Origin of the sequence: Sulfurimonas sp. HSL3-1, assembly GCF_039645995.1 — a bacterium.
Taxonomy (GTDB): Bacteria; Campylobacterota; Campylobacteria; order Campylobacterales; family Sulfurimonadaceae; genus Thiomicrolovo; species Thiomicrolovo diazotrophicus.
On sequence record NZ_CP147920.1, the window covers coordinates 1,809,661 to 1,836,117 of the forward strand.

Sequence of the window (26,457 nt, forward strand, 5' to 3'; positions counted from 1 at the left end):
TTAAAAGTTATAGTTTACAATAAACCGGTATTCGTCCCAATTGACGGTTTTCGCCGCACTGTCGTAGAACTTGTCGGGGAAGTTCCCGCGCAGTCTCAGCTGCAGGTTCTTCACCGCCTCGGGGTAGTACTGGATGTCAAAGCCCGGTTCCGCCGCCGTCCAGGCGTAGCCCCCGGTAACGGTTCCGTTGACGTCTTTGACAACGGAATAGCCGTTGTTTTTGTCCATGTCGAATGCGACGTAGTAGGCCGCCACGCTCAGGTTGACGCCCTGCTCTTTAAAGGAGTAGGCCACCGCCCCTTTATAGGCTTTGGTCCCCGCCATGAACTGGTGGCGCGTCACCATCCCCTGCGTATATGCCGGCATCCCGCCCCAGGGCGTGATCACAGCATTGGCATAGGACTGGGTGCCGGTGATATCGGCATCGCTGTTCGCTGTTGTCTGCGAATAGGCGGCATAGGCGCTGAAACCGTGGTACTTTGCCCCGAGCTTCACCGCACCGTAGAGGCTGTCAATCTTGCCGTCGCCGCCGAGGTTCTGAAGCAGGTTGTCGCCGACGTTGTTCTCTTTGATCAGCTGGGCGCTGAAGAAGGGTTTCACCTCCGGGTTGAGCAGACATTTCCAGCTCACGCTCCCCTCGGCGTAAAAGGCGTTGAGGATGTCCCAGGCGTAGTAATCCCACGCCTGGAGGCTCAGATACTCATCTTTATAGACCGCCGCTAGCGTCGTGATGCCGGCAGTCGTCTCGCCGACGGCCCAGCTCCCCACATTGGCGAAGTCGCCGCCGTATTTGGGGTAGTTGGCCGCAATCGGCGAATACCCCGACGTGGCGCCGAGAATTCCGCCCCCCGTGTAGATGTTCGAGAAGCTGCCCGGGGCAAACTTCGTAATGTGCGCCGCGACGAGACTCGTGTTGGCCAGGCTGCCGTTCGTATAGACGTACGCCTCGAAGAAACTCGGAAGCATCCGCGCGTCATCGGCGGCGGCCATCGGCGTATTGAGGGACTGGCGTCCCAGCTTCAGGTTGCTCGCCCCCATCTTCAGGTTGACATAGGCCTCGCCGAAGATGCTGTAGCTCTTGTAGCCGTTGCCGAACAGGGAGGGGTCAACCTTCCCCTCGGACGTGGAACCGTATTCGAGCCCCTGGAAGATCCGGTTCGTCGTATAGGCCGATGCCCCGAGGCTCACGCCTGCGAGCGCATCCGTCTCATACCCCAGGTGCCCGCCCAGCGCCGTCGCGTTACGATGCGGTGCCCCGTCGTAGCCGGAGTAGTCCCGGTCGACGTAGAAGGCGCGGATCTGCCCGCTCGTTGTGCCGTTCGCAAACATCGCGGCGATATCGTCAGCCGCGTTGGCGGTAAGGAACGCAGCGGCGATGCCGGACAAAAGTAACGTTTTTCTCATACTCTCTCCTTGTACTCTCAGCACATTAAGAGAGGAACGTAGCGCGAACATAGCAATGGGATTCTGACGGAAAAAAATGCGGATTTTCAGCGAAAGGTGGAAAAAAAGTAACACTAATTCGGCCGTGACGGCCGGGGGTCAGCGCGAGGTGATCATATAGCCCATCGCCCGGATGTTCTGGATGAAATCCTCTTTGAGCCCCTTCTTCAGGCGGTTTACCTCGGCACGGATCGTCGCATTGTCGATGATCGCCTCGTCCCAGACGTAGATGCGGAATGTTTCGAAATCGACCACCCGGTTCATATTGCGCGCAAGCAGGTCGATAATCTGGTGCTGGCGGCGGGTCAGCGTCTGCGGTTCGTTGTCAAAAAGCAGGGTCTCGTTGAGCATATCGTAGCTGTAGCGTGTGGAGAGGCGCAGATGTTTGCGCTGGTCCGGCGGGACGTCGCGCATGACCCGGTTGATGTGCAGGAGAAGCTCCTGCAGGTGAAAGGGCTTTTTGAGGTAGTCGAAACAGCCCAGCTCGTACGCCTTCGAGATCTCGGCGATGTCGGTCTGCGCACTCGTAAAGATCGCAGGCACGGCGACCTTCGCCGCATTGAGGCGTTCAAGCAGGCTCAGACCGTCAATAGAAGGGACGTTGATGTCGAGGATCAGCAGGTCGTACCCGCCCTTCATAATGGCCTCCAGGGCCTCCGCCCCGTCGACGAAGGCATCGACCCTGTGGTTATGCATCTGCAGGTACTCGCTCACGGCGCCTTGCAGCATCACCTCATCTTCAAGCAACAGAATTCTCATCGCACCCCCCTTTCGCAATAATATAGGTAAAGGCCGTCACCCCCGCCTCGGAGCTGATCTCCGTCTCGATGCCGTACTTGTTGCAGATCGATTTGACCAGGTGCAGCCCCAACCCGAAACCGCTCAGCTCGTCCGCTTCCCGGTAGAAGGCTTCGAAGACCTTCTCCGGGTGGTCGATCGGGTTCGAGCGCGTCGTGAAACGCATCCGGGCCGTCTGTGCCACCACCTCCAGCTCGACGTCGACGGTGCTGTCGGGATAGGCGTACTTGATGGCGTTGGAGAGGTTGTTGTCGACGAGGCGCCGCAGCTCCTCCTCGTTGATACAGACCGGGACCGCCTCCGCGATCCTTGCCGCCACTTTCAGGCGGTTCGCCGCCATGACACTCTCGAAAAATACAAGCCGCCTCTGCAAAAAAGCTCCCAGGTCGATCGTGTCGGAGGGGTAGTCGATCCGCTCTTTTTTCACCATGTAGCGCAGGTCGTCGAAGATCGTATGGAGCATCTTTGCCGCCGCTTCGATATGGCCGAGGTAGCGGTCCTCGCCGTGCATGTGGCGGTAGAGGTCGATCTGCGTCATAATCACCGCCAGCGGGGTGTTGACCTCGTGGATGGACTGCTTGATAAAAGCGTCCTGCGACTGCACGAGCTGGTCGCTGAAGGCCTTCTCCTTCTGCAGTTTGGCCGTTTTGTCCCGCACCTTCTGCTCCAGTGAGGCGTTGAGGTCGGAGAGCTCGAGGTTGCGGCTGTGGATCGTATCGACCATGGCGTTGACGTGTTCGACGAGGGTCTGGAACTCCGCGATCCGTATCTGTTCGCGCTCGATGACGACGTAGCGCGACGCGGCAAGGGAGAAGAAGTCGCTGAAGGTACGGATCTCGTCGCGCAGTACCTTGTTGATCAGTTTGATCCCGCTCAGCGCCAGGGCGAAGAGAATGGCGCTGAGGGTGAGGATCTCCATCACGTACTTGATAAGCTGGTCGCGCTTTTGAAGCTTCTTCTCTGCGATCAGGGCATCGATATCGTCAAGGTAGACCCCCGTACCAATCAGCCACTGCCAGGGTTCGAAGGCCACCGCCGTCGCAATCTTCGGGGAGAGCTTGCCCGTCGTCGGTTTCTCCCAGACGTAGCGGACAAATCCCCCGGTGCCTGCCGCCGCGATCAGTTCGCGCAGGATCTTCACACCGTCCACATCCTCGATGTCCAGCATATCCTTGCCGTAGTTTTCCGGCTTGTTCGGGTCGTTGATGTTGATGCCCTCAAGGGTATAGACAAAGATATACTTGCTGCCGTCGCCCCGGTCGTAGAGGGCGTTGATCGCGTCGATAATGTTGCGCTGGAGCACCGCCTCGTCGAGCTGCCCGTGCCAGCGTGCGTACTCGTGCTCGACGAAACTGAGCGCGCGTTGCGTCTCCTCCCGGATCAACTCTTCTTGCTGCTGCAGGTAGGTCGCGCGCATCTGGGCCGCATCCCGGTCAAAATCCCGGTACTCTTCGAAAATGACCAGCAGCGTAAAGAGCATCGCAAAGCAGAAGAGTGCCACAATGGCCAGGAAGTTGATCTTCTCCAGGCTGATCGTATGCCACAGGCCGTGCGATGCTTTTCTTTTCAATGTCTCATATCCCGTTTTCCCATTAACTGAAATGAAGTTTATCCTAAATCTCATGCGGAACAAATCACAGCAGAAAACATATCGGCAGGATTCTTTCCAGGCGCTACAGCATTCTGCGACGCTCCCGGTGTTATAATGTGAATCAAACACGCCGGCCTGAAGCTCCTATTTTGTCACTGATCATTGACGGAACAGCCCTCATCGCGACGGAGGCAAACTCGCCGACACCCAAATTTATCCAGAGAAAAAGATGCGCCCTTTGCCACTGCCTGCCGCTTCCCAAACGTTGAAAAGCGTCCAACCCCTGCTGCTGACCTTCCTCGCATCGCTGGCGACGCTGCTTGCATCGGATCTCCCGCAGCAGCCGCTTTCCGAAGCGGACGGCACCCTCGTTGCACAGCACGAACCGTATACCGAGCACGGGTTGATCGTCGCCGACTACCAGGTGATCCCCCTTACGGGCGGCGGCACGATCGACCTGCTCGGGATGCGTTACCTCCAGCAGCTCAATCACTGGCTCTATTACGGCGTCGGCTTCCATGCACCGCTGATCGAGGGGGATTACGGCGGCTTTATGACCCTCGATGCCACGCTCCACGCCCAGTACCCCCTCTACGAAGGACTCTTCATCGACGCGGGGGCGACTGTCGGCGGCGGGGGCGGCGGTTCCAGCATCGCGCAGAGCAAAGAGCTCTCCGGGACGGGGGGATTCGGCATCGGCTACATCGGCTTGGGCTATACCTTCGGCAACGGCTTCTCGGCGGGGGTCAACTACGCCCGTATCAAGTTCCAGGATTCCCAGATCGACAGCTCTCAGGTCAATTTCTTTATCGAGAAATCCGTCGATTACACCGCCGGTTCCTATGCCGATGCCGGCAAGATCGTTCCGGCTTTTTACGACCTGCTCTCTTCGCATGAGAACATCCTGACCTTCGAAATGAACAACATCTTTCAGATCGACCCGCAAGGCACGAACCGAAAAACCATCAACACGATCGCGCTGCAGTACTCCCATTTTCTCGATGACGCCAACTACCTCTTCATCGAAGCGGAAGTCGGTTACAGGGGGCGCCCGCTCTACAATCAGGTCCTTCCCGGTGCCGGCCACCGTTTTGCGTTTACTCCGCACCTGCACCTCTACGGCCAGGTCGGCGTCGGGTCCGGGGGCTACTCGCCCGAGCTCATCGATACCGGCTCCGGGCTGCTCGTCTATCCCAAAGCCGCGTTGGAGTACCGGCTGAACGACGGCGTCGGCCTGGCCATCACCGGGGGCTACCTGGCCGCGCCGACGGGCAGCTCGAGAAACTATACGGTCGGCGCCGCCCTCGACTACCATCTCTCGGCCGGACGGAAAAAGACGCAGGGGGTTGATACGGCAACAGCCCCGCGCTACAAGGGGTTCCGCCTCAGTATCTTTCCCCAGAGCGACCTCAACGTCAAGGTCGCCCACGCGGATCACCACGACGTCCATATGCTCTCGGGGCAGCTCGACGTGCTCTTGCATCAGAACTGGTACGTTGCGACCCAGGCTAGCATCGCCTACAACGACTTCAGGGAGTACCCGGGATACGGGGAGATCCTGGCGGGCTTCGGGGTCCAGAACCGCTACACCCCTTCCACACTGTTTCAGAGTTTCTTCCAATTACTGCTCGGCACAAACGTCGATGGCGTCATCTTCAAACCCTCCGTCGGGACAAGCTACACCCTCAGCGACAGGGTTGCGCTCTATGCGCAGGTGGGCCAGATCATGTCCGTCAACAGTGCGGGCCTCTACCGCGAGGAGAGGCCGTTCAGCGCAACCTCTGTCGGTGCGGGTCTGAGCTACCGCTTTTCGCTTCCGTAAGCACGGCGCAACCCTTGGCCTATGCCGTTATCCGCGAGTAACCCACTTTAGAAACCGCCCGTTAAGTTTTTCCCAAATATAATGCGGATTAAATATAGACAGGAGTACTACCTATGTTCGGTTTCGGAAAACAAGAACTCAAGACCTACGACTACAGCGCCGAGGAGATGGCATCGTTCCAATGGGCAAAAATGACTACCAGCAAGGGTGTCATGTGGCTTAAACTCTACAACGAGGAGACGCCTAATACTGTCGCGAACTTCGCCTTCCTGGCCAAAGACGGCTACTACGACGGCCTCAATTTCCACCGCGTCATCCCGGGCTTCATGGCCCAGGGCGGCTGCCCGCACGGTACGGGTACCGGCGGTCCGGGCTGGAGCATTGCCTGCGAAACGGCCAACAACGTTCACAAGCACGTTAAAGGCACCCTCTCCATGGCCCACGCAGGCCCGAACACCGGCGGCAGCCAGTTCTTCATCTGCTTCGTCCCCTGCCCGCACCTCGACGGCGTCCACACCGTCTTCGGCGGCATTGAAGCCGGTGACGCAGACTCCATGGCCGTGCTCGACAGCATTGCCGGCCAGGACAAGATCGAGAAAGTCGAGATCCTCGCCGAAAAGGCGTAAATTACCGCCATGTTGGTCCATATCTGCTGCAGCGTCGACTCCCACTTCTTCCTGGAGAAGCTGCAGCGCGACTACCCCGAGGAGAAGCTGACCGGCTTCTTCTACGACCCCAATATCCACCCCTACTCCGAATACCGCCTGCGCTACCTTGACGTCCAGCGTTCATGCAAAAAACTCGGTATCGACCTGCTTGAAGGCGAGTATGACTTCGAGACGTGGATGGACGCCGTGCGGGGGTTGGAAAAGGAGCCGGAAAAAGGGGCGCGCTGCGAGGTCTGTTTCGACCGCCGCTTCGAGGTAAGCGCGCACAAAGCCCTGGAGCTGGGCGAAAAGCGGATGACGACGACCCTTTTGGTCAGTCCTCTCAAATCCCAGGAGCAGCTCAAACGCGTCGGCGACGCCTTCCACAGGGAGCACGGCGTCGAGTTCATCGCCGTCGACTACCGCGCCGGCGGCGGCACCCAGGATCAGAGCCGGGTCACCAAGGAGCAGCAGCTTTACCGTCAAGACTACTGCGGCTGCCTCTTCGGTCTCTCGATGCAGCGCGAGCACCAGGATCGCCTGATGGACGAGATGTTCTCCCCCATTTCAGGCCAGGTCCTCCCCACTTCCATCGAGGAGCGGCTCGCCATGTACGAACAGCGGATGGCCCTCGAGGACGCGGGGAATAGCTACAGAATCGTCAAACAGAAGTTCCTCAACTACCGCCAGTTCGCCTGTCGTCTGACGAAAGGGAAGGCACAGAGCGTCCCGGCCTACGCCCTGCACTACTCCACCCTGCCGCGCCAACGCGCCAATGGAAAAATCGAGTATGAACAACACGGCATCCACTACCTCAACCGCGATGACATCCGTTTCATTACGATAGATGCGTTCAACAAAAGAATGGCAACGTCGTACAAAAGCGTGACTGAACTCATCTTCAACCCGCCAGCACTCGAAGACGAACTGGCATTGCGCCAGCAGCTTTGCGAAACACCGTTCGACCTCACCCCGGTTATCGTCACGGACGAAAAACCCGACGGTAAATACGCCCTTTTCCTTGACGCCAAGGTCTACGAGGACACCAAAGAACGGTTGATCATCGACTGAACCCGCCCGGTTCAATTCAACATTGAACCGCACAGTCACCGCAAATCACATCACACACGTAGGAGAGCTTTCTCACGATAGTCCGCCATACAGCCTTCAGCTTTTATATCAACTCCGTATAATGTGAAACAGCACACGCTTATGCATCTACGCCCTGTATCACAAAAACATTTTTTGACCGTTAAACATAAATTAACTCTATTTTTTAAACACTTGTGAGATAATGGCGCGACAAAAGGGGTGGGGCTGCATGCAGATCGTTAGAATCGCGTTTTTTATTCTTCTCGTTCTAAACGCGCATGCCTATGAATCGGAGGCGAAACTCCAAAGCGCCATTATCGGGAAAATCGCAGAGTATATCACCTGGCCGAATGACCGGCGGAGCTCCTTTACGATCACAATCCTCAAAAACCAGATGGGGACACATTTTGAAGATTTCTACAAGAACAATACCATTAAGGGAAAACCGGTCCGGATTGTTCTACGAGATGACGTTGCACGCGCAAAAAACCCAGAGGTACTCTATGTATCCGGGAAAAACGCGAGACAACTGCCGACCATCCTCAACACCCTGAAAAACCAGCCCGTACTGACCGTCAGCGACATGCGCGGATTCGCCGAAAAAGGCGGGATGGTGCAGATCTATTTCACCGGCCAGCGCATGCGGCTGAAAGTCAACCTCGATGCGCTCGAAGCTCATGGGCTCAAAGCCTCACCCCATCTGCTTCGCTTCGTCGATATCGTCAAGGAGCACAACTGATGACAAAACTCGGAATCCTCCTCGCCTGCAACCTGTTGACGCTTCCCATCCTGTCGGCGGAGGACAATCTTTATACCAAAAGCATGGAGAGTATTCTCTCCACAGAGTCCGAGCTGAAAGCCCAGGTCGGCTCGCGCACGAATGCCGTCAACTACCTGGAATCCAACACGCCGATCGATGTCATCACCCAAGAACAGATCGCCCGAAGCGGCATGACATCGCTCCCGGATATCCTGCGCTATTTCGTCGCAGGGTTCAATGCACCTGAAACCTCAATCGCCGACGGCAGCGATCATGTTCGCACCATCACGCTCCGGGGGATGAGTCCCGATCAGATCCTCGTGCTCATCAACGGCAAACGCCTGCACACCTCTTCACTGTTGCATGTCAACGGGACGATTGGACGCGGATCGAGCCATGCCGACCTTGATACGATCCCGCTGGCCATGATCGAGAAGATCGAAATCATGCGCGACGGTGCATCGGCGCAATACGGCTCGGACGCGATCTCCGCCGTGATCAATATCATCTTCAAAGGGATCGGGAACGATACAAAAGCAGGTCTCTTATACGGCGGACGGAAGGCGGGCGACGGTCACCAGATTGCAGGAAACGCGTTTGCCACCATTGCGCTTCCATACGATGGATTTGTCAACTTCTCCATCGATGCCAAAGGGCAGGAACAGACACAGCGCGCAGGTCTGGACCGCCGTGTCTCACCTCCTGCGGCCACCACCCATGTCGGCATACCCGATAGCGACAGCCTCACCATGGGGCTGAACGCGGAAGTGGCAGGCGCAGAGACGACATCATTCTACCTTGACGGATTCCTGCACCACCGCAATAGCCGGGCGGGGGCATTTTACCGTCCTGAAATCACCGCTGAAGGTTTTCCCGGCTTTCTGCCGATCATCAACGCGGACATTCTGGACTATGCTGTGACCGCCGGCGTCAAGGGGGTCAGCGACGCCGACATCACCTGGGACCTGAGCAATACGTACGGCCTCAACCGTATACACTACACGGTTGAAGACAGCCTCAACTATACCCAGGGCGATCCGCAGCTTCGCAGTTTCGACAACGGCAGTCTGCAGTTCACGCAAAATACGGTCAACTTCGATATCACCCAGCGCCGATCGAATTATAAGTTCTCCGCCGGCGCCGAGTACCGTTACGAAAACTACAAGATTCTTGCGGGTGAACAGGCTTCCTACGCAGACTACGGCGTGGTCAGCGGCGTGACTGCCGGGACACAGGGCTTCGCCGGATACTCTCCTTACAATGCGGTCAATGAAAGTCGCAGCAGCTATGCTCTGTACGCAGACAGCGTCTTCGATCTGGATGAACGGTTCAATGTGGAGATCCTCGTGCGCTATGAAGAGTACTCGGATTTCGGCGAGAGCACCAATGCCAAAGTGGCCCTGACGTATCAGGTTTCGCCGTCGCTGATGCTGCGCAGCTCCGGCAGTACCGGATTCAGGGCCCCCTCGCTGTCGCAGTCTTACTATTCCCAGACCTCATCGTTTGCCGGCGCAAACGGCATCGACACCCAGGGAACCTTCCGCGTTGACGACCCGATCGCGGAGGCACTGGGAGCCAAGCCGCTGAAATCCGAGCGCTCCAAAAATATCACTTTGGGCGGTGTCTATCAGCACGACAGCGACACGGCACTCACCGTCGATTTCTTTTACGTGGAAGTCAACGACCGTATTATGCTCAGTGACGACATCAACAATACCTCCGCCCTTTGGCCGAACGTTTCCAAGGTGCGTTTTTTCATCAACGCGGCCCATACCTCCACCCACGGCGTCGATATCAAGTTCAATAAGAGCTATCCCTTTGAGCGATTCGGCATGTTCAAAACCGGTCTCTGGTACAACTACAATATCAACAAAATTTCCGGTAACGGATCGGACAACTCAAGCGCCGATGATGCGACACAGAAGATACGAATCGAAAAAGGTCAGCCTAGACACGCCTTGCGTTGGCTGAACAACTACAGTTACCGCGGCCTGGATGCTACGGCGAACATCAGCTACTTCGGTAGTTACTCCCAGATGGTCGATGCCAAGGAGTACGTTTTTGACCCGATGTGGACACTCGATGCCGACATCGCCTACCGATTCGACTCCGGATTGACGATCGCCGTCGGCGGGCATAATCTTTTTGATGCCGTCCCGAACAAATGGGACGGCCTTTCGGGGACCCTCTACGGCTACGACGGCATCAAGCCGTATTCGCGTTACTCCCCCAACGGCTACAGCGGCACTTTTTACTATCTCCGCGCCGAAATGACGTTCTAAAGTCCGTGCGATGAAAAAACTGTTTGCGCATCTCAAAGCGGCTTATATCTTTCTCGCCATCGCCCTGGGAATCTTCATCGTTGCGACCCTGCTCTCATTCAAATACCAGGACACGCGCAATGAGATTTTCCAGATCAACAAGGCCCTGAATCTGCAATACGTGCAGGGACTCGCACAAAACCTCAGCGAAGATATTCTGCGCATCGTCGACAAAAATTTTCATGATGAGCTTATGACGAACGCCCTGCTGCATGATTACGTCGAAGCCGACCTAAAGCTGTTTATCACCACCAAGTTCAAGGATATCCGTCTGCTGGTAAAGCCTGCCGATACGCAAACGTGTATGATCGCAGCGGACGGGAATGCGTCACCCAGCAGACCCTGCAGCGAAAACGAACAGCTCATCTTTTCGGAGATTCATGACACCGGGGAACCCAGATATGTCGTCGACTCCTCCGAAGCAGACGTCTGGGCGACCTATTATGCCCCTATCATCAGTCACAACAAAGTTCAGGCCGTCATCGTCATCAAGTTTTCAATGTTCGAGCAGCGGAGCATTTTGGGCGAACTTGCCAAATTGGGGAATCTGATCGAGTCGATTTTCATCTTTTTTGTCGTGATCGTCCTGCTGATCCTCTGGTTCGCCTATTTCGATTTCAAGCGCGAGGGAGACAAGAACAGACTGTTGCAGAAACTGGAAACGTCCAATCAGGAGCTGAGTGAAAAGACGAAACAGCTTGCGTTCAAGACCCAAAAAGCCCATGAGCTTTTTGTACAGGCCAGCCAGAATCTGGCGACGCTGAATGAAGCGCAGAGAATCGCCAAGATCGGGAGTTTCGATGACTATCTGGATCAGGACCATTTGATCTTTTCGGAAGAAAACTACCGTATCTGGGAAATCGAACCCGGGCAGGCGATCACACAAAAATCGCTTCTCACACGCGTCCATCCCGAAGATATGGGAACCCTTGCTCAGCACATCAATACCACGAAGGAACCACACGCGGACGGCATGTACGCATTCAGGATCATGACGCCAGACGGCGGAGCAAAACATATCCTGGCACGTGAGAGCGCCATCTTTGACGACGACGGGGTATTCATCGGTATCAGGGGAACCCATCAGGATATCAGCGAAAAAGTGAAGGCTGAGGAGAAAGAGCAGAAACAGAACCTGCTGATCATGCACCAAAACCGCCTGGCGATGCAGGGCGAAATGCTTGAGATGATCGCGCACCAGTGGCGACAGCCGCTCAATACGCTTTCGCTGACACTCTTCTCCCTGTATGTAAAAATCGCTGCCATCCCGGGGGTCCCTGATGACGTCAATGCCCTGCATGAGAAAGCGGATCACGCCATACAGTATCTTTCCAGAACTATAGACGACTTCAAGAGTTTCTTCGCCGAGGACAAATCGACCCAACGGTTCTCGCCTGCCGTGCTCCTCGATGAAACCCTCGGCATCATCGACAACCGGCTGGAACAGTACCGTATCGACGTGAACAAAAACTATGACGCCGTTGCCTCCATGCAGATCGAATCTCTGCCATCGGAACTGGGCCAGGTCCTTCTTGCCATTATCAACAATGCCATTGATGCACTGAAAGAAGTGCAGATCGACCGTCAGATCTTTATCGACATCATCCCCTTCGGCGATCATGGTGTGCACATTGAAATCGTCGATAATGCTGGTGGGATTCCCCACGACGTGATACCATATATCTTCGAGCCCTATTTTTCAACCAAAAAAGACAAAAACGGCACCGGACTCGGGCTGTATATGGCCAAGATGATCATGGAGGAGTCCCTCGGTGGCAGTATTGCTGCCCGGACGGAAAACGATCGGGCCATTTTCACCCTCATACTCCCGGGATCGAAGCCTCAGCACCCCCTCGCCTAGCGACATCATCGGCATTGCCGGACGGATACCGGTGGCCTTTTTGCCCCGCGCGTTTCAGTCCATAATGCATCCTTAACGACAATTTCGCTAAAATCACTCACTTTTCCCCGGACAAAACATGCCGGGCAACCTATACAGAAAAAGGAAGATCCACCCACTATGATCGATGTTGTCGAAATTCAGAAAATTCTGCCGCACCGCTTCCCGTTCCTCCTCGTAGACCGCGTCACCGAACTCAACCCGAACGAGTCCCTCACCGGTTACAAGAACGTGACCATCGGCGAACAGATCTTCGAAGGCCACTTCCCGGGCCACCCCATCTACCCGGGCGTTATGATCCTCGAGGGGATGGCGCAGGCCGGCGGTATCCTTGCGTTTAAAAGCATGGATATGAGCGAAGAGGAAGCGGCGAACAAAGTCGTCTACTTCATGAGCATCGACGGTGCAAAATTCCGCAACCCGGTCCGTCCGGGCGACCGCCTGGAGTACCGCATGAAAGTCGTCAAGCACAAAGGCGCCATCTGGATCCTCGAGGGCAAAGCCTATGTGGACGACAAGCTCGTCTCCGAAGCCGAGCTCAAAGCGATGATCGTCGACAAGTAAGGCAGGGATGATGAGCAAAATCTCACCGCAGGCGATCATCGAAGCGGGCGCCGTCATCGGCAACGACGTCGAAATCGGCCCCTTCTGTTTCATCTCCTCCGAAGCGACCATCGGCGACGGCACCACGATCGCGCAGGGCGCCTGCATCTACGGGAAAACGACCATCGGCAAGCATAATGAGATCTTCTCCTATGCCGTCCTCGGCTCCATCCCGCAGGATCTGAAATTCGGCGGCGAAGACGTGGAACTCATTATCGGCGATCATAACAAGATCCGCGAGTTCACCCTCTTCAATCCGGGCACCAAAGGCGGCGGCGGCAAAACGATCATCGGCAGCCACAACCTCTTTATGGGCTACGTCCATATCGGGCACGACGTCGTGATCGGCAACCACTGCATCCTGGCCAATGCCGCGACGCTTGCGGGCCACGTCGAGATGGGCGATTACGCCGTCATCGGAGGGATGACCCCGATCCACCAGTTCGTCAAAATCGGCGACTTCGCGATGATCGCCGGTGCGTCGGCACTGTCGCAGGACGTTCCGCCCTACTGCATGGCCGAAGGGAACCGTGCCGTTATCCGGGGCCTCAACCTTACCGGCCTGCGCCGCCACAGCGAGCGCAACGACATCGATGCCCTCAAATCCGCCTACCGCGACCTTTTCGAATCGGGTCAGCCGCTCAAAGAGACGGCGGCGGAGCTGGTGGAGAGCAGCGACAACCACTACGTACACAACCTGTGTAACTTTATCCTGAAAACCAAACGGGGAATCCCCTTTGAGAGGAAAACAGCATGAAACAGCGCCACTGCAGCTTCTGCGGGACCCATGAGAGCGAGGCGAACCCCCTGATCGCAGGGAACGACGCCTATATTTGCAAGAACTGCGTCTTCTCCGCCTACAAGATCATGTTCGGCGACGAGGAGGCCCTCAGCGAAGCGGACAAGCATCTTGTCGAATATGTCGGCGATCTGATGACGCCCAAGGAGATCAACGCGTTCCTGGGCGAGTACATCATCGGGCAGGAGCGTGCGCGCAAGCTGCTCTCCGTCGCCGTCTACAACCACTACAAGCGGATCTTCAAACAGCACGACCTCGACGACGATACGGAGATCGCCAAATCGAACGTGCTGCTGATCGGACCGACGGGCAGCGGGAAGACCCTGATGGCCCAGACGATCGCCCGCATTCTCAACGTGCCCCTGGCGATCGCAGACGCCACCAGTCTCACCGAGGCGGGCTACGTCGGCGAGGACGTCGAAAACATCCTCACCAAGCTGCTGCAGGCGGCCGACGGCGACGTCGAACGGGCCCAGCAGGGGATCCTCTTCATCGACGAGATCGACAAGATCGCCCGCATGAGTGAAAACCGCTCCATCACCCGCGACGTCTCCGGCGAAGGGGTGCAGCAGGCGCTGCTCAAGATCATCGAAGGCTCCGTCGTCAATATCCCGCCCAAAGGGGGCAGAAAGCATCCCAACCAGGACTTCATCGCGATGGATACCTCCAATATCCTCTTCATCTGCGGCGGGGCCTTCGACGGTATGCAGGAGATCCTCAAGCGCAAAGCGGGCAAGAACGTTCTCGGCTTCGGCCACGAGCAGAAAAGTACCGCCGAACAGGAGGTCACCATGGAGAGCGTCGAGCCCGATGACCTCGTGCACTACGGCCTGATCCCCGAACTGATCGGCCGCCTGCCGGTCATTGCGTCGCTCAACGAGATCAGCGAGGAAGACATGATCCGCATTCTCACCGAGCCGAAGAACTCGCTGATCCGCCAGTACGCCAAGCTCTTCGCCATCGACAACGTCAAACTGACCTTCGAAGACGACGCCCTTCGCGCCATCGCCGCCAAGGCCAAATCCCGCAAGACCGGGGCCCGCGGCCTGCGCTCGATTCTCGAAGAGACGATGATCGACATCATGTACGAACTGCCCGACTACAGCGGCTACGAGGTCGTCATCACGGCCGAATGTATCACCGAGGGGGAGAAACCCCTCTACATCAAAACAGACGACAAGAAAAGCGCTTAAAGGAACACGATGCTTCTGAACAAACTGATTGGACTCTTTTCCAACGACCTCTCCATCGACCTGGGGACGGCCAATACCCTCGTCATCGCCAAGGGACACGGCATCATCATCAACGAGCCCTCCGTCGTCGCCGTGAAGATGGAAAAATTCGGCCAGCAGCGCGTCCTTGCCGTCGGCCACGAAGCCAAGGAGATGGTCGGAAAGACCCCGGGCAACATCCGCGCCATCCGCCCGATGAGAGACGGGGTCATCGCCGACTTCGACATGACCGAGAAGATGATCCGCAAGTTCATCGAGAAGGCCCACGGCCGCTCGGCGCTGATCAGCCCGCGCATTATCATCTGTGTGCCCTACGGCCTGACACAGGTCGAACGTAAAGCCGTCCGCGAATCGGCCCTCTCCGCCGGCGCGCGGGAGGTCTTCCTCATCGAGGAACCGATGGCCGCCGCCATCGGTGCTGGCGTGGACATCCGCGAACCCCAGGGGAACCTCGTCGTCGATATCGGGGGCGGTACGACGGAAATCGGCGTCGTCAGTCTCGGTGGCCTCGTGCTCTCCAAGTCCATCCGTACCGCCGGCGACAAGATCGACAAGGCGATCATCGACTACGTTAAACGCAAATACAACCTCCTGATCGGCGACCGTACCGCCGAAGAGATCAAGATCGAGATCGGCACGGCCCTGCCGCTGGAAAAACGCCTGACAAAGGTCGCGACGGGCCGCGACCAGGTCGAAGGGATGCTCAGCACCATCGAGCTCACCAGCGACGACGCCTACGAAGCGATGAAAGAGCCGCTCAAAGAGATCGCCGAAGCGCTCAGAGACGTCCTCGAGAAGATGCCGCCCGATCTCGCCGGCGATATTGTCGACCACGGCATTATCCTTACGGGCGGCGGCGCGCTGATCCGCCAGCTCGACAAGTTCCTGGCCGACATCATCCGCATCCCGGTCTTCGTCGCCGACGAACCGCTCCTGGCCGTCGCCAAGGGAACGGGACGCGCCCTGGAGGAGATCGACCTGCTCCAGGAACTCTTCGAAAATGAGTAAACGCGCCTCTGCGCTCCTCTTCCTGCTTCTGCTGTTCGCGGGGGCCGTCTACTTTTCGACGACCCTGCAATCCCCCCTGCTCTCCGTCCTGCAATCGATCAACCGCTCCTGGAACACCTTTAGCACCGGTATCGGCAATCTGATCGAGGAAAACTTCGAACAGAAAGAGACCATCGAGGCGCTGCGCAAAGAAGCCGAACTCTACCGACAGTCGCACCTGCTCCTGCACGAGATGGCCACCGAGTTCAACGCCCTGCTGGCCGAGAACAACTCCACCTTCCGCTACGAGCCGCGCGTCGCCCTCGTGCGGACCATCGCCTATGCCAACTTTGCCGACATGACCAAGCTCTGGCTTCAGATGGAAGATTTCAACGCCTCGCGCCTCTACGGCCTCATCTACAACGAGACGGCCGCCGGGATCGTCACGGCGCGCGACGGCAGACCGCTGGCCCTGCTCAACGGCGATTACCAGTGCACCTATGCCGTCTTCGTCGGACCCAACAAGGCCCCGGGGATCGTCCGCGGGCGCAACAGCGATACCATGCTCGTACAGTACATCCCCACCTGGGTCGCCATCACCGTCGGCGACGAGGTCGTCACCTCCGGCCTGGACAACCTCTTCTTTGCCGGGGTCAAGGTCGGTACGGTCAAATCCATCGAACTCACCGGCGGCTACCAGAACGCCGTCATCGAACCCTACTACAAAGGAAACGATCCGGATTATTTCCACGTGATCACCGACATCAGATGAAACGATTCCTCCTTTTACTGCTCCTGCCCCTGTTTCTGGGAGCCAAAGATGATATCTTCCTCGGGGCCGGCCCCTATTTCCAGACCCTTCCCTACAAGGATGCCGACCCTGTTGTGCTCGGCACGCCCGTCATCTTCTTTGACAACTCCCTCTTCTACATCCGATGGACCCGGGTCGGGATGTACTTCTACGGCGAAAGCGGCGAGACGCAGAGCTGGGGGCTCTCCTTCACCGCGCAGCCCCAGATTATCGGCTACTACGAGCGCCGCGCGCTGACCCAGCTCAACAGCCGCTCCAAAACGCCTATTTTGCAGGGAATGCGTGAGCGCGACAGCGGTTGGGAGGGGGGCATCTCCGCCAGCTATGCCTACGGCGATTTTTTCGCGGAGTTCGTTGCGCTCCAGGACATTACCGATACGAACAACGGTACGAAACTGCGGCTGGAAGCAGGCCAGAGCTTCAGCGTCGGGGATTGGTACTTCGTGCCCAGCGTCCTGGCCGTCTGGCTCTCACAGCCCTTTGCAAATTACTATTTCGGCGTTAAAAACAGCGAAGAGGACCTGCTGATCGGCCGGCCCGCCTACCGCAGCGACGCGACGCTGAATTTTGCCGTCCAGACCTATGTGAAGTACAACATCAACGCACATTGGCACTTGCTCGGCAATCTCCGCGCCGACCGCTTCGGCGACCCCGTCGCCGACAGCCCCCTGACGGAGACCAGATACATGTACAGCGGCATGCTCTCCCTGCTCTACTCCTTCAACCTTTTCGGCGAAGAAAAAGCCGTCCTTAACCCGCCGGAAAAACGGTGACGCCGGCGGGGAGCCTTTTCCCGCCTTTCACCCCTTTTTAAGGGCCTCCCGACTATAATATCCTTCTGAAATTTTCATCTTTTTTGAAGGGTATAAATGCCAAAACGCGATGACATCAAAACGATTCTGCTCATCGGCTCCGGCCCGATCGTAATCGGTCAGGCCTGCGAATTCGACTACTCCGGCACCCAGGCGGTCAAAACGCTCAAAGAGCTCGGCTACCGTGTCGTCCTGATCAACTCCAACCCGGCGACGATCATGACGGACCCGGAGTTTGCCGACCGTACTTACATTGAGCCGATCAAAGAAGAGATCATCGCCCAGATCATTGCAAAAGAGAACGTCGATGCGATCCTGCCGACCATGGGCGGGCAGACGGCGCTGAATGCCGCCATGAGCATGTACGAAAAAGGGATGCTCGACGGCATCGAGTTCCTCGGCGCCAATCCCGAAGCGATTAAAAAAGGCGAGGACCGCCAAGCCTTCAAGGAAGCGATGATCAAGCTCGGCATGGACCTGCCGCATTCGCGCTACGCCTACAACATGGACGAAGCGCTCGCGGCGGCCGAAGAGATCGGGTTCCCCATTATCATCCGCGCTTCCTTTACCCTCGCCGGCGGCGGCTCGGGCGTTGCCTACAACATCGACGAGTACAAACTGCTTGCCCAGCGCGGTCTGGATGAGAGCCCGATCACCGAGATCCTCGTCGAAGAGTCCCTGCTGGGCTGGAAAGAGTACGAGATGGAAGTTATCCGCGACCGCGCCGACAACTGCATCATCGTCTGTTCCATCGAGAACTTCGACCCGATGGGCGTCCATACCGGCGACTCCATCACGATCGCCCCGGCATTGACGCTGACCGACAAAGAGTATCAGCGCATGCGCGATGCTTCCTTCGAGATTCTGCGCGAGATCGGCGTCGATACCGGCGGTTCCAACGTCCAGTTCTCCGTCGATCCGAAAACGGGACGCATGATCGTCATCGAGATGAACCCCCGCGTCTCCCGCTCCTCGGCACTGGCGTCTAAGGCGACGGGCTACCCTATCGCCAAAGTCGCGACCCTGCTCGCCGTCGGCTTTACCCTCGACGAGATCACCAACGATATCACCGGGACGCCGGCCTCCTTCGAACCGGTCATCGACTACATCGTCACCAAGACGCCGCGCTTCACCTTCGAGAAGTTCCCTGAAGCCGAAAGCACCCTGACGACGGGAATGAAATCCGTCGGCGAGGCGATGGCCGTCGGCCGCACCTTCAAAGAATCCATGCAGAAAGCACTCTGTTCACTGGAAACGGGCCTCTGCGGCTTTGACGAGATGGCGGGCGACATGGATCACATCCGCCACGAGATCCGCCGGCCGAACGCCGAGCGGATGCTCTACGTCGCCGAAGGCTTCCGCCGCGGTATGGGCGTGGAAGAGCTCTTTGAACTCTCCAAAATCGACCCGTGGTTCCTCTACCAGATCGAAGAGATCGTCGCCGAAGAGCAGACGGTCGACCTTGACATCCTCAACGACGCCGTCCGCCTGCGCAAGGCCAAAGCCAACGGCTTCAGCGACAAGAAGATCGCCCAGCTGATCGCCAAACAGGGTGCGGGCGACATCCGCGAGAGCGACGTCTACAATGCGCGCAAACGCATGGGTATCCACCTCGAGTACAACGAGGTCGATACCTGTGCGGCCGAGTTCGAGGCACTGACGCCCTACCTCTACTCCACGACGAACATCACGACCCTGCCCGAACAGCCGACGCGCGCCTCGGACAAGAAAAAGGTGATGATCCTCGGCGGCGGGCCGAACCGCATCGGCCAGGGGATCGAGTTCGACTACTGCTGCGTCCACGCGGCATTCGCCCTCGAGGAAATGGGGATCGAGACGATCATGTACAACTGTAACCCCGAGACCGTCTCCACCGACTACGACACCTCGGACGTCCTCTACTTCGAGCCGATCGACCTCGAGCACGTGCGCGAAGTGATCGAGTACGAAAAGCCCAACGGTATCATCGTCCACTTCGGCGGCCAGACCCCGCTGAAGCTCGCAAACCCGCTCACGGCCATCGGCGCGCAGATCGCGGGGACCCCGGCGAAGGTGATCGACCTGGCCGAAGACCGCGAAAAATTCTCCGACTTCGTGACCAAGCACGACCTTAAACAGCCAGAAAACGGCATCGCCACGACCAAAGAGGAGGCGATCAGCGTCGCTTCGCGTCTGGGCTACCCTGTTCTCGTGCGCCCCTCCTTCGTCCTCGGCGGCCGCGCTATGCGCATCGTCTACAAAGAGGAGGAGCTTCGCCAGTACATGGACGAAGCCGTTTCCGTCTCCAACGACGCCCCGGTCCTCGTCGACAAGTTCCTCGACCAGGCGGTCGAGCTCGACGTCGACGCCATCTGTGACGGCAGCGAGGTCTATATCGGTTCGGTCATGCAGCACATCGAAGAGGCCGGCATCCACTCCGGCGACTCCGCCTGTTCGCTGCCGCCGCTCAACCTCAGCGATGCGCTGCTCGCACAGGTCGAACAGCAGACGAAAACGATCGCGCTCGGCCTCGGCGTCATCGGCCTGCTGAACATCCAGTACGCCATCTACCAGAACGAGGTCTACCTCATCGAGGTCAATCCGCGCGCATCGCGTACCGTCCCCTTCGTCTCCAAGGCGACAGGGATGCCGCTCGCGAAGGTTGCGACCCGCGTTATGATGGGCGACACCCTGCGCAACGCACTGGCCTTCTACGACAACTACGATATCGTCATCGAAGGCGACGGGCTGCTCAAACCACGCCTGCGTGACCACATCGCCCTCAAAGAGGCCGTCTTCCCGTTCAACAAACTCTACGGCGCCGACCTGGTCCTGAGCCCGGAGATGAAATCGACCGGCGAAGTCATGGGGATCAGCTCCAGCTTCGGCGTCAGCTTCGCCAAGTCGCAGATGGCTGCGGGCAACCGCATCCCGACTTCGGGAACCTGCTTCCTCTCCTTCATCACGATGGACAAACCGGCCGGCGTCGAGATCGCCCGCGGACTGCATGAACACGGCTTCAAGCTCGTCGCCACCCGCGGCACCCAGAAGGTGATCGAAGAGGCGGGTATCCCCTGCGAACCCGTCCTCAAGATCTCCGAAGGACGCCCGAACATCGAAGACATGATGAAAAACGGCGACATCACCATGGCGATCAACACCTCCGACAACAATACGTCGAAAAAAGACGCCATCGTCATCCGCCAGATCGTCCTGCGGATGAACATCCCCTATTTCACGACGCTCAGTGCCGCGCGCGCCGCGATCGATGCGCTCGGCCACATGAAGGACGATGCTTGGACCGCCCCGCAAGCCCTTCAAGACTACCTGGCCTGACACGGCTTCTGCTGGTCCAGACCGACACGACCGTCGGTTTTGTCTCGCAGAATGCGGAGCTCCTCGCACGCGCGAAAAGCCGGCCCCCGTCCAAACCCTTTCTCAAGACCTTTGCCTCGATGAGAGCCTACAAGCAGACGGGGCGTATCCCCGGACGCTTCAAGCGCGAAGTGCGTCGCAGCGCAAAGACGACCTACCTTTTCGGGGGGCAGGCCTTCCGCATCGTCCCCCAGGGAAGCTACCATCAGCTGCTGCGCCCCTACGGCTGGCTCTACTCCACCTCCGCCAACGCGGCGGGGGGACGATATGAGCCCGCCTATGCCGCTGAGACGGCCGACGTCGTCATCGAGGATGCGCGGGGGCTCTATGAAGACACACCCTCGACAATCTATCAACTGAACCATTGCAAGAAACGGAGAATCAGATAAGTATGAAACATGTCAAGTCCATCGCTTCGGGCCTCTACCTCGGTACCGCGGGCATCACCATGATGAGCGTCCTCTCCGGATGCGTCCAGGAGCAGCAGGAGCCCCAGAACCGCTACCTCATCGTCCAGCAGCAGCCCGGCGGCAAATACGTCGTCGTTGAGGAGATGCCGACCGAGGGTCCCAACCGCGCCATCATCCGTGAGTATGATGCCAACGGTACCATGACCGAGCGCTTCATGAACGAAGCGGAGATGAAGGCGCTGGCCCAGCAGGAGTATGACAAAATGCAGGCCGGCCAGAGCGAACTGAACCAACCGCCCCAGGGCGAAGGAATGGGACTGGCCGGGACGATCCTTGCCGTCGCCGCCGGCTCCCTGCTGGGAAACATGATCGGCAACGCGCTGATGAACAACGCCAACTACCGCCAGCATGCCGACCGCGTGAACAAAAGTGCCTACCACGCCACGCAGAAGGCGAAAGCATCCAGCAGCAAGAAAAGCTTTTTCGGCGGCACCAAGACGGGCAGTTCTTCGACCTCTTCCACGACGTACGGAGGCTAACAGATGGTCCGACTCGACACCGTTTCGGCACTGCCGAACGACGCCCTGGACGCCCTCGGCTTTACCTGGCACACTGACAGTGACGGTACCCGCTATGTTGCCGACGAACTGGTCCTCGTCAGTGATGCCGAAGCCGAGGCCTACTACGAAGCGGCCAATACCCTCTATGACATGTACGTTCAGGCGGCGGAGTATGTCATTGAAAACGACCTTTTTTTCGATCTCGGCATCCCTTTCAACCTGATCGATCCGATCAAAAAGAGTTGGGAGAACGACGTCCACTGGCACGTCTACGGACGGTTCGACCTTGCCGGGGGGATCGACGGGGCGCCGATCAAGCTGATCGAGTTCAACGCCGACACGCCGACGGGGCTCTACGAGAGCGCCGTGCTGCAGTGGGCGCTGCTGAAGCACAATGGACTCGATGAAGCGCGCCAGTTCAACAACATCTACGAAGCTTTACTCCAAAACTTCCGCCGCCTCATCACCCTCTTTGACGACCCGGACGATTTCGAGAAGTTCTACGACGGCTGGAAGATCCTTTTCAGCAGCGTCGAGGGCAATGACGAGGAGGAGGTGACGACGAAGCTGCTGCGCCAGATCGCGACCGACGCGGGCTTCGCCACGGGCTTCGAGTTCCTTCAGAACGTCCGCTTCGATGACGAAGGGATCTTTGATGCTGATGACAGCCCCTACGAATACTGGTTCAAGCTCTACCCCTGGGAAGACATCGCCACGGACGAACCGGAACTCGCGGTCCTGCTCGGCGCGATCATGGCCAACCGGAAGGCGATCATTCTCAACCCCGCCTACACCCTGCTCTTCCAGTCCAAGGGGATGCTCAAGATCCTCTGCGACCTCTTCCCGGACTCCCCCTACCTGCTCAAAACGTCATTCGAGCCGCTTTCGGGCGTGAAGCAGGTGGAAAAGCGGATGTTCGGTCGTGAAGGGGCCAATACGCAGATCATGGACGCCGACGGCAGCGTCCTGTACTCAACGGAGGGGCCTTACGGCAACTATCGCCCGCTCTACCAGGAATATGTCCCCTTCTCGCAGGACCGCAACGGCAACCGCTACCAGGCGGGCATCTTCTTCGCCTACGAGGCGTGCGGGCTCGGTTTCCGCCGCGGCGGCGAGATACTGGACAATATGAGCAAGTTTGTGGGGCATATGCTTTCGTAGAAAGTAGTGAGGACATCCCGGACACTGTCCGGGGAAACGCTTCATTCCAGAAAATAGATATCCGGCCGGTCGATGACGCCGACCTCCTGCATCTTCTGCTTAAGATCCTCGGATGCGGCAAAGGCGCGGGCTTTTTCAAGATCGGCGGCTTCAAACAGCGCGATGACCTCCCGGGGGTCGTCCGCGTTTTGAAGCAGATAGACCTCTTTCAGCCCTGCATCGTCCCTTGCCGGCTTATGCCCGTCATACCCGGGCTTCCATGCGTTAAAATCCCTGACTTTGTGTCGTACCATCATATAAGCCATCTCGTCTCCCTTGGTTGGATTATCATTCGGAGTACCGCCCGAAGGCGGCAGCCTTCATACTTTTTTCAGTATGAAGCACCTTCGGTAGATTCCGACTTAATAATTACAATCAAAATCTCCGTTTTAGGAGAGAGGCGGACGGGAGATGCGAAGGGTGTCAGTCGATATTGTAACGTCAGGAGGGGGCTTTCACCCCGTTTTGGTGTATATTTAACACTTCTGTTATAGAGTTTCACTATACTCTATAGATATGCCGCAATACGTCAGAACAACGGGAACGTGATCTGAGGAAATTGCAGGAATGTTTATTATCATCTCCAAGGAACATCATGACCCTTTTGCATCGCGCACTGATCACAGCACTCCTCTTTGTCGCCGGCCTCTCCGCCCAGTCTGTCGAAGTCTCCGGCATCTATGTTCGCGAAGTCCCGCCGAATATGCCCAACAGCGCCGCATTTATGGAGTTGACGAACTCCACCGACAAGCCGGTCGCGCTGGTAAGCGCCGCTTCGACGGCGGCCAAGACGGTTGAACTCCACGAACATGCGAATGTCAACGGCATGATGCAGATGCGCCAGATCCCGAAGATCGACGTTCCGGCCGGCGGGACGACGATGCTTCAGCCGGGCGGCCTGCATGTCATGCTCATCGGCCTGACACAGAAACTCAAGGCGGGTGAAACCGTCACGATTACATTGAACTTCTCCGACGGTGAAAGCATTACACTTGAAGCGCCTGTCAAAAAGGTGGCCGGCATGATGATGCAGCCAAAAATGAAATGCGGCAGCGGCAAGTGCGGAAAGTGACGGGTGAGTTTCAAAAAACTTTTTAAGATCCTCGGCATCCAGCTCGGCATCGCCCTGCTGCTCGTTTTTGCCTATCTCGCCTACGATGCCGACGTCATCTACAAATGGCTTAGCGGCGACGTGCAGTTCGGCACGACGGCGAAAGAGTGCGACCTTCAAACAGGTGCCTGTACCGCGACAATGGGCGACGGCACGCCCGTGACCTTCGCCATAACACCGCGTCCCATCCCGGTCATGCAGAAGATACAGCTGCACCTTTCGACCCCCCATGCCTACAAGACACTCAAGGTGGAAATCTACGGTCTGAACATGAACATGGGCCGATACAGCTATACTCTGACGCGCACGAACGATGGCAATTACAGCGGCGAAGGAATGATCCCCACCTGCACCGGGCGGATGGATTGGCGCGCTAACATCATTGCCGAAGAACCGACAAAGCGCATCGGTGCCTATTTTACCTTTTCGACGGAGTAACCATGGTCCAACGTCTGATCCTGATTCTTTTCCCGATTTTGCTGGCCGCCGTGGCCTATTTCTTTGTGATTCCCGCCGTGGAACGCTCTCACTACGCCTTTACGCTTGAGAGTGCCGACGGTCCGGTCAGCCTCAGCGATTTCCGGGGCAAAAAGGCCGTCGCCGTCTATTTCGGCTACACCTACTGCCCCGACATCTGCCCGACGACCTTCTCCAATCTCACGGGGGCGATGAAACTTCTTCCGCCCGAAGCGGCTGAAGAGATGCAGGTGATCTTTGTCAGCGTGGACACCAACCGCGATACGCCGAAGAGCCTCAAGGAGTATGTCGAATACTTCTACCCCACCTACATCGGCGTGACCGGGACGAAGGAGGAGATCGACGAGGTCGTCTCACGCTTTGACGGGACGGAATACACGATTCTCGAGGGGGGCAGCAAGGCGATGGGCTACACCGTCGGCCACACCTCCTACGTCTACTTTTTTGACAAACAGGGCAACTTCAGCTCACGCCTGAACCACAGCATCGACCCCCGCGAAACATTGACGCATATGGAAAAAGCGCTCGGCATCTCCCACTAACTATACGGCACCCGGGCAAAACAAGGGTACCGCTCGCACAGCGATGTTTCCTCGAAAGCCCGGATGCCTACGCTAATCCCCCACGGGGACTTCTTTCAGGGCGCACACCATGCAATTTATCCCCGTATGAAGCGCTGACGTTACGCCTCTTCCGTCTGGCCGTTACCACCCGTGCCGAGCAGCACGGCGATCCAGCGGGTCGACTCTTCCGAATCAAAAACGATCTTCACCATGATTGTCAAAGGGATCGAGAGCAGCATACCGACGGGCCCCAGCAGCCATCCCCAGAAGATCAACGACAAAAAGACGACCAAAGTCGAAAGGTCGAGCCCTCTGCCCATCACCTTCGGTTCGATGATTGAACCCACCAGCACGTTGATGGCGACATACCCGGCCGCAATCCAGAACGCCGAAGCCGGGTCAAGCTGGATGAGTGCCAGCAAAACAGCGGGTACGGCGGCCATAATCGATCCGATATTGGGAATAAAGTTCAGCAAGAAAGCTACGACACCCCACAGTACAGGGTAATCCAGGCCGAAGATGAGCAGCAGCAGATAGACGAGCACACCCGTACCGGCGCTGATCAGCGCTTTGAGCGCCATATAGTGGTTGATCTTCGCCAGGATTTCGTTGAGATGCTTCTGGCCCTCAGAGTGGTTCCGGCGGTAGATATAGGCGATCTTGTTACGGTAGGCCACCCCCTCCAGTAGCATGAATACCGTCGTCAGTAGAATCACAAACCCGTTTGTCAGGATCGATCCGAACCCCTTGAGGGCCCCGGTCATATAGGCAAACACCGCGCTGGGATCGAGCAGCGTCTGCAGGTTCTTTTCCGGCAGGGTTATCCCCTGCCCGGTCAACCATGCCGCCACCCCGCCGAGGCGGTTTCTCAGATCGGCTTCATAACCGGGGAGATTGCCGATGAAGTCATTCGTGGCATGGCCGACGATCACGCCGAAAAGCACAAAGAAGAGCAGGAGCAGACCGATGAGCATCAGCATGGCCAGCGCCATCGGGATTTTTCGATCCATCAGAAAGTGCAGCAGCGGCATCAGGATGATCGCAAGGAAAAGCGACAGCAAAAAAGGAATAATGATCGCAGATGCCGCTTTAACACCGGCAAAGACAATGACAACGGCGGCGAGGATAATAAAAACGTTCCCGAAACGGTTTGTCTGCTCCATA

The 26,457-nt window shown here is 57.5% G+C and carries 24 protein-coding genes; 19 read left to right on the forward strand and 5 right to left on the reverse strand.

The features are described 5' to 3' along the window. The 3 genes from WCY31_RS09330 to WCY31_RS09340 all read right to left on the reverse strand — a co-directional run bounded on the left by WCY31_RS09330 (position 1) and on the right by WCY31_RS09340 (position 3,811). Positions 1-1,404 (reverse strand): OprD family outer membrane porin, encoded by a 1,404-nt coding sequence (locus WCY31_RS09330; RefSeq protein ID WP_345972177.1) that lies wholly within the window; start codon positions 1,402-1,404, stop codon positions 1-3. A gap of 138 nt (positions 1,405-1,542) precedes the next feature. After that, positions 1,543-2,202 carry a response regulator transcription factor gene (locus WCY31_RS09335; RefSeq protein WP_345972178.1) on the reverse strand — a complete coding sequence of 220 codons (660 nt, stop codon included), beginning with the start codon at positions 2,200-2,202 and terminating at the stop codon, positions 1,543-1,545. Continuing rightward, a complete protein-coding gene (locus WCY31_RS09340; protein ID WP_345972179.1) occupies positions 2,183-3,811 on the reverse strand; it encodes a cache domain-containing protein in 1,629 nt (542 codons plus the stop codon). Before WCY31_RS09340 ends, WCY31_RS09335 begins: the two co-directional genes overlap by 20 nt. Positions 3,812-4,070: 259 nt before the next feature. Here WCY31_RS09340 and WCY31_RS09345 point away from each other — a divergent pair, with 259 nt between their 5' ends. The 16 genes from WCY31_RS09345 to WCY31_RS09420 all read left to right on the forward strand — a co-directional run bounded on the left by WCY31_RS09345 (position 4,071) and on the right by WCY31_RS09420 (position 23,103). After that, positions 4,071-5,654, forward strand: coding sequence for a hypothetical protein (locus WCY31_RS09345; RefSeq protein WP_345972180.1), 1,584 nt, complete (start codon positions 4,071-4,073; stop codon positions 5,652-5,654). A gap of 113 nt (positions 5,655-5,767) precedes the next feature. Next, positions 5,768-6,280, forward strand: coding sequence for a peptidylprolyl isomerase (locus WCY31_RS09350; RefSeq protein ID WP_345969532.1), 513 nt, complete (start codon positions 5,768-5,770; stop codon positions 6,278-6,280). Positions 6,281-6,289: 9 nt separating this feature from the next. Further along, the gene (locus WCY31_RS09355; protein WP_345972181.1) at positions 6,290-7,372 is read left to right on the forward strand and encodes an epoxyqueuosine reductase QueH; all 1,083 of its coding nucleotides are present in this window, start codon (positions 6,290-6,292) and stop codon (positions 7,370-7,372) included. Between the two features lie 250 nt (positions 7,373-7,622). After that, positions 7,623-8,132 (forward strand): YfiR family protein, encoded by a 510-nt coding sequence (locus tag WCY31_RS09360; RefSeq protein WP_345969534.1) that lies wholly within the window; start codon positions 7,623-7,625, stop codon positions 8,130-8,132. Then, positions 8,132-10,435 (forward strand): TonB-dependent receptor plug domain-containing protein, encoded by a 2,304-nt coding sequence (locus WCY31_RS09365; protein ID WP_345972182.1) that lies wholly within the window; start codon positions 8,132-8,134, stop codon positions 10,433-10,435. Before WCY31_RS09360 ends, WCY31_RS09365 begins: the two co-directional genes overlap by 1 nt. A gap of 10 nt (positions 10,436-10,445) precedes the next feature. Next, complete coding sequence (locus WCY31_RS09370; RefSeq protein ID WP_345972183.1) at positions 10,446-12,335, forward strand: ATP-binding protein; 1,890 nt, start codon at positions 10,446-10,448, stop codon at positions 12,333-12,335. A 159-nt stretch (positions 12,336-12,494) separates the two neighbouring features. After that, a complete protein-coding gene (gene fabZ / locus WCY31_RS09375) occupies positions 12,495-12,938 on the forward strand; it encodes a 3-hydroxyacyl-ACP dehydratase FabZ (RefSeq protein WP_231018798.1) in 444 nt (147 codons plus the stop codon). A gap of 10 nt (positions 12,939-12,948) precedes the next feature. After that, the gene (gene lpxA / locus WCY31_RS09380) at positions 12,949-13,734 is read left to right on the forward strand and encodes an acyl-ACP--UDP-N-acetylglucosamine O-acyltransferase (protein ID WP_345973776.1); all 786 of its coding nucleotides are present in this window, start codon (positions 12,949-12,951) and stop codon (positions 13,732-13,734) included. Continuing rightward, positions 13,731-14,969, forward strand: a complete 1,239-nt coding sequence (gene clpX, locus WCY31_RS09385) for an ATP-dependent Clp protease ATP-binding subunit ClpX (protein WP_231018801.1) — start codon at positions 13,731-13,733, stop codon at positions 14,967-14,969. The genes lpxA and clpX overlap by 4 nt, the downstream gene beginning before the upstream one ends. Positions 14,970-14,978: 9 nt before the next feature. After that, on the forward strand, positions 14,979-16,016 hold the full coding sequence (locus tag WCY31_RS09390; RefSeq protein ID WP_345969537.1) for a rod shape-determining protein: 1,038 nt from the start codon (positions 14,979-14,981) through the stop codon (positions 16,014-16,016). Beyond that, complete coding sequence (gene mreC, locus WCY31_RS09395) at positions 16,009-16,767, forward strand: rod shape-determining protein MreC (RefSeq protein ID WP_345972184.1); 759 nt, start codon at positions 16,009-16,011, stop codon at positions 16,765-16,767. The genes WCY31_RS09390 and mreC overlap by 8 nt, the downstream gene beginning before the upstream one ends. Continuing rightward, a complete protein-coding gene (locus WCY31_RS09400; protein WP_345969539.1) occupies positions 16,764-17,579 on the forward strand; it encodes a MipA/OmpV family protein in 816 nt (271 codons plus the stop codon). The genes mreC and WCY31_RS09400 overlap by 4 nt, the downstream gene beginning before the upstream one ends. 96 nt (positions 17,580-17,675) lie before the next feature. Beyond that, positions 17,676-20,933: a carbamoyl-phosphate synthase large subunit gene (carB, locus tag WCY31_RS09405; RefSeq protein ID WP_345972185.1), complete on the forward strand. Its 3,258-nt coding sequence runs from the start codon at positions 17,676-17,678 to the stop codon at positions 20,931-20,933. Next, positions 20,894-21,361, forward strand: coding sequence for a hypothetical protein (locus tag WCY31_RS09410; RefSeq protein ID WP_345972186.1), 468 nt, complete (start codon positions 20,894-20,896; stop codon positions 21,359-21,361). Before carB ends, WCY31_RS09410 begins: the two co-directional genes overlap by 40 nt. Before the next feature lie 2 nt (positions 21,362-21,363). After that, positions 21,364-21,921 (forward strand): hypothetical protein, encoded by a 558-nt coding sequence (locus WCY31_RS09415; RefSeq protein WP_345972187.1) that lies wholly within the window; start codon positions 21,364-21,366, stop codon positions 21,919-21,921. Positions 21,922-21,924: 3 nt separating this feature from the next. Beyond that, a complete protein-coding gene (locus tag WCY31_RS09420) occupies positions 21,925-23,103 on the forward strand; it encodes a glutathionylspermidine synthase family protein (RefSeq protein WP_345972188.1) in 1,179 nt (392 codons plus the stop codon). Between the two features lie 41 nt (positions 23,104-23,144). On the opposite strand, the gene WCY31_RS09425 is transcribed toward WCY31_RS09420, so the two are convergent. Beyond that, positions 23,145-23,408 carry a hypothetical protein gene (locus tag WCY31_RS09425; RefSeq protein ID WP_345972190.1) on the reverse strand — a complete coding sequence of 88 codons (264 nt, stop codon included), beginning with the start codon at positions 23,406-23,408 and terminating at the stop codon, positions 23,145-23,147. Positions 23,409-23,737: 329 nt separating this feature from the next. Between WCY31_RS09425 and WCY31_RS09430 the strand changes: the two genes are divergently transcribed. The 3 genes from WCY31_RS09430 to WCY31_RS09440 are packed head-to-tail and all read left to right on the forward strand — an operon-like array spanning position 23,738 to position 25,272. After that, complete coding sequence (locus WCY31_RS09430; RefSeq protein WP_345972191.1) at positions 23,738-24,214, forward strand: copper chaperone PCu(A)C; 477 nt, start codon at positions 23,738-23,740, stop codon at positions 24,212-24,214. A gap of 3 nt (positions 24,215-24,217) precedes the next feature. Further along, the gene (locus WCY31_RS09435) at positions 24,218-24,691 is read left to right on the forward strand and encodes a hypothetical protein (RefSeq protein ID WP_345972192.1); all 474 of its coding nucleotides are present in this window, start codon (positions 24,218-24,220) and stop codon (positions 24,689-24,691) included. Between the two features lie 2 nt (positions 24,692-24,693). Next, the gene (locus WCY31_RS09440; protein WP_345972193.1) at positions 24,694-25,272 is read left to right on the forward strand and encodes an SCO family protein; all 579 of its coding nucleotides are present in this window, start codon (positions 24,694-24,696) and stop codon (positions 25,270-25,272) included. 140 nt (positions 25,273-25,412) lie between these two features. Here the strand turns inward: WCY31_RS09440 and WCY31_RS09445 are convergent, their stop codons facing one another. Continuing rightward, positions 25,413-26,456 carry an AI-2E family transporter gene (locus WCY31_RS09445; protein WP_345972194.1) on the reverse strand — a complete coding sequence of 348 codons (1,044 nt, stop codon included), beginning with the start codon at positions 26,454-26,456 and terminating at the stop codon, positions 25,413-25,415. Position 26,457: the final 1 nt, after the last annotated feature.